We start from the raw sequence: 13,429 nt of genomic DNA on the forward strand, positions 1-13,429 counted from the left end.
GCATCTCGATAGAAGTAACCAATAAAAGAAAAGCTAGAGTAAATTTAATATGAGCAATAAAGCTCGGCCAGAAACCAGTATTCAATACAAGATACCCTTAATCATCTGTCACCCGAAATAAGTACGTATCAGTATATACCAGCAACCCGGAAATAGGAGGTTATCTATATATTATGGGAAGCCAGCTAATGTACGTTTTACTCTTAGTATCGCGAAGCTGTAAAGTTAGCGGTGTTGAATCTAGACTTATTAGAGGTTTGATTCTTGGCAAAAGCTTTAAGCTGGTAAAAAAGAATATTCTTTTACATTAGCCAATGTTAAATACCTCGACGTAACTCCCAAGGGAAAACCTTCCCCATGCTGTTTAATAAAGTCTGCACAATTATAGGGTCCATTAAGTCAGTGAGTTCCCACTGACTTAAAAATAATAGCGCTAAATACTGATCAGCCAGGCTGAGGTCTTGTTCGCCACATGTCAGCATATCTGCAATTGACGAAAACATTGGCTTATCATCACTCTTGTACATCAAACGCCCATAAGAACAAACAGGCTTGCCTAAGACCATTGCCTCATGAACCAAGTTAGAGTTAACCGATACGACCCCAACACAATTTTTATGCGCGGCTAAATCAATACTACGGATACCTTTCTTAGCCTCGATAAATGTCACACCCTTTGGTAACGTCGGAGCATTAGATAAGCGGCATTTTTTAGCAGGATGCTCAGTCACGATAATGTTCACACCTTGCGCTTCCGCATAACTCCGATCAATTAGCGCCTGAGCCAATAAATCGTTGGCGCCCTTCTGCCCATACAAGCTCTCAAAACCAGAATCAGAAAACTTCAGGTTATAGTCCTCTCCTCCTTGGAGTGGCAATAAACAAAAAGGCTTTTGAGTAAGGCCTGCGATATCAACCTTTTTAGGCCTCAAGAAGTGTTGAGCGCGAGCTTTGCAGTGCTCTAAATCGCGTCGACCTATGCGCTCAACATAATCAACGCCAGAGTCAAACTGAGTGTGGCTGCGTGCATTGGCCCCATGAGGAGAGATTTGATAAGACGATCTCGGTAGCCAGCCATGTTCAACAACAAGCGTTTTATCGCCATCATCGACAAAACGCTCCGACCAATTAATTGAAACAGGGGGTATTGATTCAAACAAGTCAGGATTGCTATGGACAGTTCGAGCAAGCATGCTGAAAAACATTGTCTTCGCACAGGCTCCGCCCTTCAAACCCAATATAGAGGTAGCACTCGACCAATTTGACCGCCTCCCAAAGCGTTTGAATATCACATTGTCATGAGCCTTAAACTCTTTTGGGATAGCCCCCCAATAAGTCTTTTTATATTTCTTCACTGTCAATATCCATTATTTAAGTGTTAATGCTTATTCCAATGAATAGCTTTTCTTTATCCCAAGAGCGCTGAATAAGTCATTCATTTGCTGACTAGCCACCTCACAGCTTAATGTTTCAACACGAATATCCGGCCTCAACCACTTGGCAGACAGCAAGGTTGTCGAGATATCGCCCAAAACAAGCACGTCATCTCCCAGCAGAGGCAAGATAAGCTCAAAGCCTATATTTTTATCGATACGGGTTGAACCTGGAAACATCTCATCGAGCAAGTCAAGGTTAGTACTCCTCGGGTGAGCCTTGACCCCAATGTCACGAGGGGAGAAAGTTTCTAACAATCGCTTATAGGCACTTGTTAGACTATCCGGCTGCCTCATATAACTAGCCTCATGAGGCAAAGTAATCAACACCTTAATCGCATCGAAACAGCTTAAATCGACCTTTCTATCATCAAGTAAACTTTTAGAAAGCTGTTTAAATTGATCAGATGAGAACAAATCTGTGTTGAGCGCTAAGCGCTTCTTTTCCTGCAACAGAGGGTGAGCATACTCAGGGAACGCCAAATAGGCTTTTGAAATCCAAGCAGAAGAGCCTATTGTCAGGGCGTTCTTCCACCAGGTTCCGTATACGAGTTTCTTAAGAAAAGGATCCAGAAAACGGTGAGCGAAGCTATTCATTGATTTGTGGCCAATATAGCTCACCGCACCATCATCCATGTAAATACCGGTCGCACGTCTACCCGATTGACTGGCAACATGCATCGCATACTGAAACTCTACTCGGCGATCATTTCCAGTATAAATTTGTTTACTCGAATCCGAAGCAAACAAAACATCAATCCGTTTCATGACCTCCCGACGATGCTGTATCTTTCCGAGACCTTTATCATTCGCTAAAGAAACGGTTTCTTGAAACAATCCCTTTACTTGCTCAATCGCTAGAGTGAAGGATTTGGCCAAATCCAGGTTTTTTGAAACAATTACAGCTATGTTTTCTTGTCCTTGATTTTCAATTGCTAAGTTAGAGGCAATAAAAAAGTGTAAAGGAGAGGATATGAAATAGTAGTTTTTCATCGCGTCGTCAGCACCGGCTATTCTTGCATGTGTCTGATCTTGCTACGCACTTTAGATATATTGGAATCCTGCGCATAACGCCCTTTCGTCACATGACGAATTTGAAAGACACCATCAATATCTAGAGGGGTTCCTTCCGACTTAATCAGCCATTTGAACGCTGTATCTTCATAAGTTTTACGCCAGGTTAGCGTTTCGGTCTGGAAGATTCTTATTTTTTCACAATAGCCAATCGCCCGAGCTACATCACCATGTACAATCTGAAAAGCGCCTTTTGCTTTATCACGAGTATGAGAGCTAAAGTTCGCGGTTTCAATATCAACTAATTGAGGCTCGGCATCTTTACGCAACATCGGGTCGTCATCTTTCAACATGTCAGTTGTTTTCTCGGAGCGCGGGTAATACAAAATATCTTTCTTACCTTGAAGTGCTTCAGCCAAAGAATCGAGGCAATTCTTATGGAAAATAATATCGCAGTCGGTAAACCACAACCAGTCAGCTTTAGTCGAACGAGCCGCCATGTTTCGACCAATTCCGCGGCGAAATAGTTTTCCCTTACTTAGCGGCTGAAAATTCCAAGTAACATTTGGCACCTCTAGCTTAGAAAAGTAATCTAAAACAGCTTTGGTACCTTTATCTTCCTCAGCATAAAACACGGTTGCGGTTAAACGTAACTTACTGGGTGGGTAGTTGACGTATGAACTTAACTGATAGCTCAAGGTATTAGAGTAGTTCCAGCAATGACTTACGATTTCCAGATCAAACTCACCTGAAACAGCTGACCGAGTTTCGGTTTCAGGAATGGGGTCGCGAAACCACGACACGGGTAACAAAGGCTTAACAAACCACCGAAATAGTTGGATCAAATATGAATCATAACGAAGTGGCGGATAAGTTTTGGTTTGTTGCATCAAGACGTTTCCCAGAGAAAGTATCGTAGCCAAGGATATTACCATAAGAGCAATAAAATGGTTCCTATTATTAAGACATACTCAATCCCATAAACGGTGAAGGAAGACAACACAAGCCCCAAACTTGTCCACATATTTTTTTGTATGTTAGTATCGCCGCCATTTATTGAAATACCTATCAGATCCAGGATTCATAATGCTTTATAGAAGTGAAGTTGACGGTTTACGAGCCATAGCAGTGCTACCAGTCATTCTTTTCCACGCTGGACTATTTGGTTTTAGCGGTGGCTATGCTGGCGTCGATATCTTTTTTGTTATCAGCGGTTATTTGATTACCCGTATCATTCTGGATGAGCTGAACGCAGGTACTTTTACGATCAGAAACTTCTATGAGCGTCGCGCACGTAGAATCTTACCCGCTTTATTTAGCATGCTGACTGTAACAACGCTTATTGCCGTTGTCGTGATGCCTTCAGAGCTTTTTAAATCTTATGCCAATAGCGGGCTAACGGTTATCAGCTTCATCTCTAACTTCCATTTTTATAGCGTTAGTGATTATTTTTCTACGGCAGCAGAGCAAAAACCACTGTTACATACCTGGAGCCTTGCAGTAGAAGAACAGTATTATGTACTCTTTCCTTTGTTAGCCTTATATGCCTTCCGTAAAGGTAAGTCACTCTCTGCAATCGTTATCGCTCTCACGCTCGCCTCTTTACTGTTATCGCAATATATGGCCTTCAAAGGAGACTCCGCAGCAAATTTCTATTTAATTTCCTCTCGTGCTTGGGAGCTATTGTTTGGCTCAATTATTTCCATATACAAATTTGATCAGATTTCATATACGAGACCCGTCAGGCAGATAGCGTCTTTGACTGGTCTCACAATGGTTATCGCTTCATTCTTTTGCTTTGATGCTGACACGCCATTTCCTAGCTTTTATACTTTGCTACCCGTTATAGGTGCCAGCCTAATCATTATATTTGCTGATCGCCAAACTCTAGCTGGCAAATTACTCTCTCTAAAGCCAATTGTAGCCGTAGGACTCATCTCCTATTCTCTCTATTTATGGCATCAGCCATTGTTCGCGTTCTTGCGGATGAAGAGCTCAGGCGAACCTTCTGAAGCACTATTCATCCTGGCAGTACTTTTAACCTTCGTACTGGCTTTTCTAAGTTACCGCTATGTCGAAACCCCGTTTAGAAGAAGCCCTAAGTTCAAAAACAAGGATATGATCCAGGTTGCTAAACGTTGGATAGGTATTGCTATATTAGGCTTTGGATTCATACTCGCAACTGACGGCATGCAATTTCGTTTTAGCACCGAATATGATGCAACNATTGAACATAACCCTAAGAGAAAACAGTGCCACACCAAAGGGAAAGACTACCTGCGCCCGGAAGAATCGTGTCATTACTTCAACGACAATGTCACCTGGGCTACTTTTGGAGATAGTCACACCGTAGAACTTGCTTATGCCTTAGCAAAGAAGCTCGAGCCTCATAAGCAAGGCAACCGTCACTTGTCGTTTAGTGGCTGCCAACCCGCGCTGAACTATAATGTCAAACGAGGTGGCTGCCATAATTGGACAAATGAAACACTAGCTTACTTAGAACAAGAACAAAGCATTAAGAATGTAATCGTAGGCTACCGATATACAGGTTTTTTATCTAAACCAGATATCAATAATTGGCTGAGAGAACCTTTCCGAAAAGAAACGCACGAAGAAGTTTGGGAAATGTACTGGCAAAGCCTAGATGAGATTATCAGTCGCTTATTAAAAGCAGGTAAAATGGTCTACGTAGTCTATCCGATACCAGAATTACCAGATCATATCGCGACGATACTGACCCCGAACTACCTCTTTGTTGATGATTATACCTATGACAAGGATAAAACCACGACAGTGGATGCATACATGAAGCGTCATGCGTTTATCCTTGAGAAACTAGATAGCTTGCCATTTGGTGATAACCTGAAAGCAATTAAGCCTCTCGAAGCAATATGCTCTGAAGAATACTGTCCGACAGTAAGGGATGGCCAAGCACTATATTTCGATGACGATCACTTAAGCTTAACAGGTGCCGGAATTGTACTGGATCATGCACAACTCAAAATTGACTAGCCAATAGGGATTATCCAAAATCCCACTTGGCATGTTTGGCTGAAAACTCAACCATATGATCAATAAACGCACGCAGTTTGGTGGTAAACTGCTTATTGCTTGGGAACAAGATGCTTAAAGGTAAGTCAAAGTTATACTCTGGGAGCACTTCAACCAGCTCACCCTTTTCCAGCGCATTGGCGATATGAACACGAGGTAAACGGGTGATTCCCAAACCATCGACGGCAGCCTGACGAGACATAAACATATCATTGGTGGCAAGACGTGTTTCCACCAAATCAACCAGTATATCCGGCTCAGGGTTAAGCCATTCAGGGATTTCCAGCTGAACTAATTTATGGCCACCTAAGTCATCAATACTGTCAGGGTAACCGTACTTCTTAATGTAGGCAGGACTACAACAGTAAACAACGACAGCCGAGCCCAAACCACGCCTGACAAGACTGGAATCATCCAAATGACCAGCAATGATCGCACAATCGATCTTCTCTTCAATCAGGTCTACTTTACGCTGATTAACCAGGTTCTGAAGCTTAACCTCGGGGTACTTCTCCATAAAGCTCGCCATCAGTTCAGACATAAATGGGTCTTCATAGGCGTAAGGCGAAGTCACTCTTAATATTCCTGAAGGCTTGGCTTGTAAGTTCTGAACAGCTAACTCTGCTGTTTCAGCCTCCTGAAGCATGCGACTGCAGTGTTCATAATACACTGCGCCGATATCAGTCAGCTTTTGCTGCCGGGTGGTACGATACAGTAACTGTACATTTAAGCGTGTTTCCAGATCAGAAATTCTTCGACTAATAGTAGAAACAGGAATACCACTTTTCTTCGCAGCACTGGAGAAGTTGCCACTATCGACAACCGCTACAAACACAGCCATTTCATCAAGAGAGTAATTCATAGCCTAAGCAACCTTCTCAAATATGGTAAAGTTATTCTATTTTTTTTGTTATTGCCCTTCAATCTGAGCAGATATAGACTAACTCAAAACTTGCTTAGCGGGTAGCACTAAATACAGGCCTTTTGGTACTACCCCTCTTTTCTCTCTTTTCGTTTTACTCAGTTGAGTGACCCGTTTAACTTTCTGATATAATCGACTTGCATTAAACAGGTAGCATAAATAACATCTACTTACTTAACCAATCGATTAAAGGCAAACATAGGTTCCCTTCTTAGAAGTACCTTATTACTAGGCCTTACCTTGTTAAACACTTTAGAATACTTTCCCGGGCTGGTAACACGTAATGACAAGCCATATATTTCTGATTGACACTGAACTTCAATGCTTTGCGTCACTAAAAATTATTGAAACAGAAAAAATCCATCGCCCCATATTCTTTAGTTTTAACAAGAAAGCTTCCCACTACCTCAAGCAACGTAAAAGTAAAGTAATTCCTCTGGAAACTAAATCAAGAGGTATCTTCCGAAGAGCCCGTGCTCTTCATAAAAACATTAGTAAAATCAAAAAGCACTTAAACGATAAGAATATTTTTTACATTAACCGGCTCGATCTAATTTATACGAACGTCATCATTGGAACGCTCAATAAAAGTCATAACATAGAAGTTCGAATCGTGCCTGAAGGTACGATAAACTATTCACCTGAAGACGCATCCGTAAAGTGGGAATATAGAGCGAAGAAAAAATGGCCATCGCGCATAAGCTATGGAGTCACTGGACTACGCATATATCCTATAGAAGGGGAACGAATAGGCACAGATACTCCCATCGTAAGCACTGCCTATAGTTTTTCTGGGCTAGAAAGCCCTTACCCTAAGTCGAAAGTGAAATACATTTCCTTGCCTGACAAAACTTCTGAATCGGATCGAATAGGGGCTAGAAAAGCATTGGTTGTAGGTCAGTGCCTTCTAAAAAATAGTAAAACGCCAAAGGAAGTTGAACACCGTATTTCGAATGAAATAGAGAATAAGTTAAGCTCATTGGGCGTGACTGAAATACATTATATTGCCCACCCAAGGGACGAATACGACTGCCTATTCAAGGAAAACTATAAAAAAATTGAACACGATTACGTTTGTTTAGAACAGTATTTGGAACAAAATGAGTATGACGTTCTGATATCATGCTGCAGCACAGTTTTACTCACTGCAAAACTGATTTTTGGTGATCGAATAGACTCTATATCTGTTGGCGCCAATATCTATCCACAGGCCCTTGATAGTATTAGTACTATATTCAGAGTAGCGAACGTTGATACGATTGATCTTGATTCAGTCGGATAAATCAAGCTGTGCAAAACGTTCACTTAATAACGACACACCAGACCCTTTTAGAACATCCATGACCCTCCGACACAAAGAACATTATCTAAATCCAAGTAATCTTTCGCAGTGGACTCATTCACCCCACCTGTCGGCATGAAGTACATATTACGATAAGGCCCCGAAATTGCCTGAATATATTCAACACCGCCTAAGAGCTTTGCTGGAAATAACTTTACCAAACAGAGACCCAAGGCAATAGCTCTCTCAATCTCCGTGGGTGTTGCGACCCCAGGAATAAAGTCAAAGTTTCGCTCTTTAGATTTCGAAATTATTAGTTCATTCAACCCTGGAGAAACCCCAAAATCGGCTCCCGCACAAATCGACTCATCTAGCTGCTCAACATTCAATATAGTACCTGCCCCGACCTTCAAACTTGGAAAGTCGCGCTTTATGCTACGAATAGCATCGAGAGCTACGTCTGTGCGTAAAGTTACTTCAAAGACATCAAACCCATCAGCAACTAATGCCCGAATTTTATTTTGCAAACCTTCAAGATTCTTAACAACGAGCACACAGACGACTTTATTTTTTAGATATTCCATCTTTATCCACCAATTATCTCCATTGCAGCATTAAGAACCTCGTTTTTATTATCCTCATAAACCTCAGGAAAAACATAACCCCACTTAGCTTGGATGGTAGATAGCTTTTCAACCCAATTACACTTTTCGAGATGAGAATATGAGTCATCAATAAAAAGAGCCCTCTTGATATTCATTCGTTTTATATAGTCATCCATGAACAAAGACTTGCAGCCAAATTGGTCATATGACCTCGAATCAAAAATTTCGACATCACGCAACACACCGTACTTTTCAAGAAGCGCACTGACAGTTTCTGCATCCTTCGTCGTTACAACAACAACATTCGAATTGTTATTTATTAAGTCTATGAAGCCATTAGCACCTTCATAAAAGTGATTTAAATCAAGCCATTCATCCCAGAAATGATTTCTAACAACTTGTCGCGTAGCAAAAAATCTATCCTGGAAAACCCTAGCTTCGTCTCCTGCTTCATTTGGCAACATATCTAGAAATTGGACGTCCTTCTCTTCGTCCAAACACTTTAATAGATAATAGTAATTCCACGCGGGACCAATATGACAACGCTGTTCGAGAAACCTCCTGCAATGCTCACTATTCAAGTCTACGTCAGAAAGTTTCTGAGATTTTTTAGTCGCAAGCATAGCCATAGCATATGCTTCTTTAGCCGAATCTACGATTACACCATCAAAGTCCAGAAATATAACACTCTCATTTTGAGTTTTAGACTCATTGCTCTGATAAATCCCCATTAAATCACGAGCAATTTCATAGTCTTCGTATTCATCTATATCGATGCCCGCAATCTTGGAAACACAGGACTTAAAAGGGTTCTTACCAAGAAGATACTCTTTATCAAGCATCAATGACTTAGGAGCCATATACAGCCCATTCGTTACCCTATAAATATTAGGCAGCTCCTGGCTAATGGTATGTTTCTTTGTTGCAGAATAATTGATTGGTTTTTCATCATCCCAAAAATATTCCTTGAGCAAGTTTACAGAAACCAAGCTATCGAAACTTGAAGTTTCTGGAATAACATGATCATAGTACTCACGAAACCCCTGCAAATACTCTTGAGGACTCATCAAAGGAACAACACATGTCACCCAAGCAATGTGCTCGTGCGGTATATCTTTAACGACACCAACAATGACCTCACTAAAAGTAGCTTTATGTCCGTCAGCAAGGAACTGATCGCGACGATGAACTTTTACACCCTCTTCTCGAGCAATATCCATCAGTACATCAGCCTCAGTACTAACGTATATGCTATCTTTTGACAGCACTTTCTTAAGCTGTCTTATTTTCCACGCTAACAGACTAATTTTGTCTTCACCAACCTCAAGAAGGGCCTTTTGCGAAACTCTTGAACTACCAAGTCTGACAGGTATCACTGCCGCAATATCATACTTATTAAACATTTCTCACCATTTTATAAGGTCCTATTGTCATCGAGCGACTCAGCCTCCTCTTTCTTATCACTTCGTTCATTGTAACAACAACTTAAGCCTACCAACTCCATCACCGCAACGTGACGGTATACTAAATTACAGCCCTATATAGATTATCTGATTACATCATAGAAAACGAGCCACCTAATCTTTAAGTTATACAAGATCCTTGTAAGCGTCTGGGCATTACCTATTGATCAGCCTTCCCGTTATGTGGCAATAACTCATCCAGCCGATTATTCTTATGCGACGGTAATCGGTTAAGCACATCTTTCTGATAGGCGTATGCTTCCAATCCATTCATCTTGGCGGTTTGGATTAACGACATAATTGTAATGTTTAAGGGGACGGAGGGATTATTTATTAGCCATTTTTTGGTCTCCCTCTACGCATCTGGCCAATCTTTTGCCCTGTCTTCTCGGCAACTTGGATCTTGAACCTATCGGAACCCAGCGGTTGGCAATAGTGTTCTGCTAACCGAATCCCGTGCACATCTGAGCCACTCAAGCTTTCTTTAAATAACTCACGATATTGATAGCATCTTTGCTCTATATCACTGCCTAACTCAAGATACAGTTCATGCGGAGTTGTCACAACATGCTCATCACCATAGGCATTTGAGCCATAGCTACTCCATTTGTACTCTTCCGGCCGCTCAACCATTTTCGCTGTCACCGGATTTAGTTCGATATATCGATAACATTTCAACAAATAGGCCACCCCATCAATAGGGCTTGATTTGTGCCTACCTTCCCATAACGTTCCTGTGCGCTTGTACGTCTTATTAAAGTACTGCGCATAACGGCTACCCAACACCTTCATCACTTGAGAAATACCATCTTGCTCTGAAGCTGTCATAAGTAAATGCACATGATTGGTCATCAAAACATAACTATGAAGCGCCACATTGTAACGGCTCAGTACCTCGCCTAGAACATGCAAGTAAAATTGGTAATCTTCAGGTGAGTAAAAACAGGCTTCTCGATTATTCCCGCGCTGAACAATATGAAAGGGCACGTCAGGCAAATACATCCTTTTTCTTCTCGGCATCGCAAACTCCTTTTTGCGTATGGATTAAGAATCATTGAAAGTATCAGAGTTTGGGTTTACGGAGAAGTTTGTCTGCTGGTCAATTAATAATCCCTCCGTCCCCTTTCTTTACTTTTCTCTCATTTCGTTTTACTCCGGCGGGTCAACCCGGTCCGCCGAAGAAGTATTCACCCGAAACCAACCCGCAATCGAGTAGCGATCCTTTTTAGCTGGCAGCACTTCATGCGGAAACTCTTCACTAAGAAAGACCACCAGTGTCGCGAAGCTAGGAAGCACTTTTTGCCCTTCTTGATCATCCTGATCCTTGTATACAACTAACTCACCGCCATCCTCTTGCGTCCAGTCTTTATTAAAATAGGCGACCAAAGTGAGTGTTCGATTTGACTGCCCCTTAAAGGCATCCAAGTGGCGCTGATAAAAATCACCCGCACTGTAATGCGCAAAATGACTTTCGAACGAAAACAAGCCTAAGTATAAGCGCCTGTTCATATAAGACTGCAATTGAGACGCCCATTCAAGCCAAGCCTTACCCGCCTCCGTCTCTTCTGAGATCCAAGCGATTTCATCAGAGCGAACCGTCTCGTTCCTCACAAAGTCTTGCTCACGCCCTATTCCGGCTTTCTTGAATTTCTCTGAAGCTAAGCCTTTTACTTCCTGCGCCAAAGCATCAGCCAAAGCCTGAGGGATCGCCCCTTCATTGATAGAGCAGCCGGTTTGAATCAAATCTTGCGCGATTGACTCAAACAAAACTTCATTGTCTTCTGGGCTTGATAAGTACACCGATAGTTCTCCAAAAAGTCATTGCTAAGAACACGATTTCCACAGTATAGTTCGCGTTCTTACTACGCAAAAATGCGGCCCTTAAACTTCAAATATTTAAAAGGATTTTGAATATGACGAACATTCTATTTTAATTACCCAAAAATCAATACTGACAACTGAACTTTCTGATCAACAGAAAGCTATTTAGTTCTGTCGATAAAACTCTTCACGCTTTCGTGCTTATGCGAAAGCTATAAATAAATCCTCTTTATAATCAAATTTTGAGAAACGACACTATGACTGCGTCTAAACTATTCGCACTAATCACTTTAATTTTATTTTTGTCTGCTTGTGGCTCTGACAGTAAAAATATAACACTGCCTGATTGCCCCGAGCCAGATAATAGCTCCGACACAATTTCCGAGTCAGACCTCTGTGGCAAGGCTTTTATCGACGACCTTGGCGATGATACCTATGTTATCTTCAGTTTTTTCTCTGACATGACCTTTGAATTCACCGGAAACGATGATAACGATTCACGTTTAGCGAGCGTAACGAGCGGTACATGGGCAGTGGTAAATAACGAGGTAATTGTTTACCTTGCCGATGAAACACTTACCTTTAGAGAGTCTGCGATCGAACAGGGCCAATACTGCTTCCAACTTCCTGAAGACGATGTCAGTCATATCAGGCATTGTGCAGTAGAAGCAATTCAACCTTCGTTAAGTGATCTCACTAAAGAATTCTACTATGAAGACTGCCCTTTCTGCTCTATTGAGTTCTTTGCTAACAATACGGGCGCTACCAACGGAGATGAAAATGATGGCTCGTCTTTTTCATTTTCCTGGAGTTTTCAAGGTGACGGCACAATATCCATTGTCTACGACCGTGCTTTGGGCAGTAACAAGTTCTTCTTTACTGAACAGGATAGCGAAAAAATTAGCTTCATTAGTTTAAACGATTATGCTGATGAGGCACCTTATATGGACTCCAACGTCCTCTTCATAAAATAGAACCTGTGCCTAGATTCAAGTAAGCAAGCCTGATCATTCAGGTTTGCTTACTTCTCACCCCGCTCTTTATAGACTCTGTCGCCACTCAACGATCTGCTCGGCTAACCACTGTGGTGCATCCAAAGCCAAGTCATGCCCGGCATAGTGATGACAACGATAATCTGCCCCCCATGCTTGGGCGGCATTTTCAGAGCAGTGGTAGCTAACAATCCTGTCTTGTTTAGCCGCAATAAACAGCATATGTTCGACGGGCTTTTGTGATTCGCATTGAAAGCGACTGGCCGCCAGAATTTGCTTGATTGCCGCTCTCCGGCTAGGTGGCTGCTTACGTCTGAAGTCTAACCACTCATCTAGCAAACACTCATCACTATCTCTCATGTTACTCGACAATCGCAAAATTTCACGCTCACTGTAGCGCATAACGGGGTTAAACCAGGCCTTTAGGAAGCCTGCATAGGCCTTAGGTTGAAGTCTCTGATAAAAGCGAGCATAGGGTCTAAAGCTTGAATTTATCAGTATCAGGCTAGCGACTTTTTCAGGGTGCATTTGAGCCAAGGCAAGCGCCACCATTCCGCCCATGGAAATACCTACAAGATTGATCTTACCGTCAACAAGCTTGGCTGAGTCAAAAATCCTCGGCGCAAGACTCTCAGCAATTTCTTCTATCGTCCCCGGGCTAGATTCATGATGTCGCTCACCAAAACCTGGCAAGTCCTCAAACAATACCTCTGCGCCTGACAGTGTTTTTAAGTGCTCAGGAAACTCACCCCAATGCAATTTCTGGCGAGACAAACCCCTTATTAGCATCCACTTTTCCATTAGCGATACCAAAACTGCTTAGCTGCTTGAAAGGTCTGTACCTGC

12 protein-coding genes and 1 pseudogene are annotated in these 13,429 nt (G+C 42.0%); 3 read left to right on the forward strand and 10 right to left on the reverse strand.

Annotated elements, in window-relative coordinates:
- Window positions 1–317: 317 nt before the first annotated feature.
- The 3 genes from A3735_RS21025 to A3735_RS21035 are packed head-to-tail and all read right to left on the reverse strand — an operon-like array spanning window position 318 to window position 3,337.
- Window positions 318–1,355 carry a hypothetical protein gene (locus tag A3735_RS21025; RefSeq protein WP_068510876.1) on the reverse strand — a complete coding sequence of 346 codons (1,038 nt, stop codon included), beginning with the start codon at window positions 1,353–1,355 and terminating at the stop codon, window positions 318–320.
- A gap of 30 nt (window positions 1,356–1,385) precedes the next feature.
- Entirely contained in the window at window positions 1,386–2,426 is a 1,041-nt protein-coding gene (locus tag A3735_RS21030; protein ID WP_068510878.1) for a polysialyltransferase family glycosyltransferase, read from the reverse strand.
- 17 nt (window positions 2,427–2,443) lie between these two features.
- A complete protein-coding gene (locus A3735_RS21035) occupies window positions 2,444–3,337 on the reverse strand; it encodes a glycosyltransferase family A protein (protein WP_068510881.1) in 894 nt (297 codons plus the stop codon).
- A 196-nt stretch (window positions 3,338–3,533) separates the two neighbouring features.
- Here A3735_RS21035 and A3735_RS21040 point away from each other — a divergent pair, with 196 nt between their 5' ends.
- A complete protein-coding gene (locus tag A3735_RS21040) occupies window positions 3,534–5,459 on the forward strand; it encodes an acyltransferase family protein (protein ID WP_068507741.1) in 1,926 nt (641 codons plus the stop codon).
- Window positions 5,460–5,469: 10 nt separating this feature from the next.
- Here A3735_RS21040 and A3735_RS21045 read toward each other — a convergent pair whose 3' ends face one another.
- Window positions 5,470–6,360 (reverse strand): LysR family transcriptional regulator, encoded by an 891-nt coding sequence (locus tag A3735_RS21045; protein ID WP_068507739.1) that lies wholly within the window; start codon window positions 6,358–6,360, stop codon window positions 5,470–5,472.
- A gap of 343 nt (window positions 6,361–6,703) precedes the next feature.
- Between A3735_RS21045 and A3735_RS21050 the strand changes: the two genes are divergently transcribed.
- Window positions 6,704–7,702, forward strand: coding sequence for a polysialyltransferase family glycosyltransferase (locus A3735_RS21050; RefSeq protein ID WP_068507737.1), 999 nt, complete (start codon window positions 6,704–6,706; stop codon window positions 7,700–7,702).
- 47 nt (window positions 7,703–7,749) lie between these two features.
- On the opposite strand, the gene eda is transcribed toward A3735_RS21050, so the two are convergent.
- From eda to A3735_RS21070, 5 genes and pseudogenes are all read right to left on the reverse strand, one after another.
- Window positions 7,750–8,286 carry a bifunctional 4-hydroxy-2-oxoglutarate aldolase/2-dehydro-3-deoxy-phosphogluconate aldolase gene (gene eda / locus A3735_RS21055; RefSeq protein WP_068507735.1) on the reverse strand — a complete coding sequence of 179 codons (537 nt, stop codon included), beginning with the start codon at window positions 8,284–8,286 and terminating at the stop codon, window positions 7,750–7,752.
- Window positions 8,287–8,288: 2 nt separating this feature from the next.
- Window positions 8,289–9,710, reverse strand: coding sequence for a cytidylyltransferase domain-containing protein (locus A3735_RS29800; RefSeq protein WP_068507734.1), 1,422 nt, complete (start codon window positions 9,708–9,710; stop codon window positions 8,289–8,291).
- 220 nt (window positions 9,711–9,930) lie between these two features.
- Window positions 9,931–10,071: pseudogene (locus A3735_RS29170) on the reverse strand (transposase domain-containing protein); the annotation flags it as partial.
- Between the two features lie 32 nt (window positions 10,072–10,103).
- Window positions 10,104–10,790, reverse strand: coding sequence for a transposase (locus tag A3735_RS21065; protein ID WP_068507732.1), 687 nt, complete (start codon window positions 10,788–10,790; stop codon window positions 10,104–10,106).
- Between the two features lie 129 nt (window positions 10,791–10,919).
- Window positions 10,920–11,570: a 2OG-Fe(II) oxygenase gene (locus tag A3735_RS21070; protein ID WP_068507730.1), complete on the reverse strand. Its 651-nt coding sequence runs from the start codon at window positions 11,568–11,570 to the stop codon at window positions 10,920–10,922.
- A gap of 278 nt (window positions 11,571–11,848) precedes the next feature.
- Between A3735_RS21070 and A3735_RS21075 the strand changes: the two genes are divergently transcribed.
- Entirely contained in the window at window positions 11,849–12,565 is a 717-nt protein-coding gene (locus tag A3735_RS21075) for a lipocalin family protein (RefSeq protein ID WP_068507727.1), read from the forward strand.
- Between the two features lie 66 nt (window positions 12,566–12,631).
- Here A3735_RS21075 and A3735_RS21080 read toward each other — a convergent pair whose 3' ends face one another.
- A complete protein-coding gene (locus tag A3735_RS21080; protein ID WP_231882598.1) occupies window positions 12,632–13,357 on the reverse strand; it encodes an alpha/beta fold hydrolase in 726 nt (241 codons plus the stop codon).
- Between the last annotated feature and the right edge of the window lie 72 nt (window positions 13,358–13,429).

The organism is Oleiphilus sp. HI0061 (assembly GCF_001635675.1).

Bases quoted from the DNA above. Each gene is read 5' to 3' on its own strand.
- eda (WP_068507735.1), bottom strand. From the start codon at position 8,286: ATGGAATATCTAAAAAATAAAGTCGTCTGTGTGCTCGTTGTTAAGAAT.
- A3735_RS29800 (WP_068507734.1), bottom strand. From the start codon at position 9,710: ATGTTTAATAAGTATGATATTGCGGCAGTGATACCTGTCAGACTTGGT.
- A3735_RS21050 (WP_068507737.1), top strand. From the start codon at position 6,704: ATGACAAGCCATATATTTCTGATTGACACTGAACTTCAATGCTTTGCG.
- A3735_RS21030 (WP_068510878.1), bottom strand. From the start codon at position 2,426: ATGAAAAACTACTATTTCATATCCTCTCCTTTACACTTTTTTATTGCC.
- A3735_RS21065 (WP_068507732.1), bottom strand. From the start codon at position 10,790: ATGCCGAGAAGAAAAAGGATGTATTTGCCTGACGTGCCCTTTCATATT.
- A3735_RS21075 (WP_068507727.1), top strand. From the start codon at position 11,849: ATGACTGCGTCTAAACTATTCGCACTAATCACTTTAATTTTATTTTTG.
- A3735_RS21045 (WP_068507739.1), bottom strand. From the start codon at position 6,360: ATGAATTACTCTCTTGATGAAATGGCTGTGTTTGTAGCGGTTGTCGAT.
- A3735_RS21035 (WP_068510881.1), bottom strand. From the start codon at position 3,337: ATGCAACAAACCAAAACTTATCCGCCACTTCGTTATGATTCATATTTG.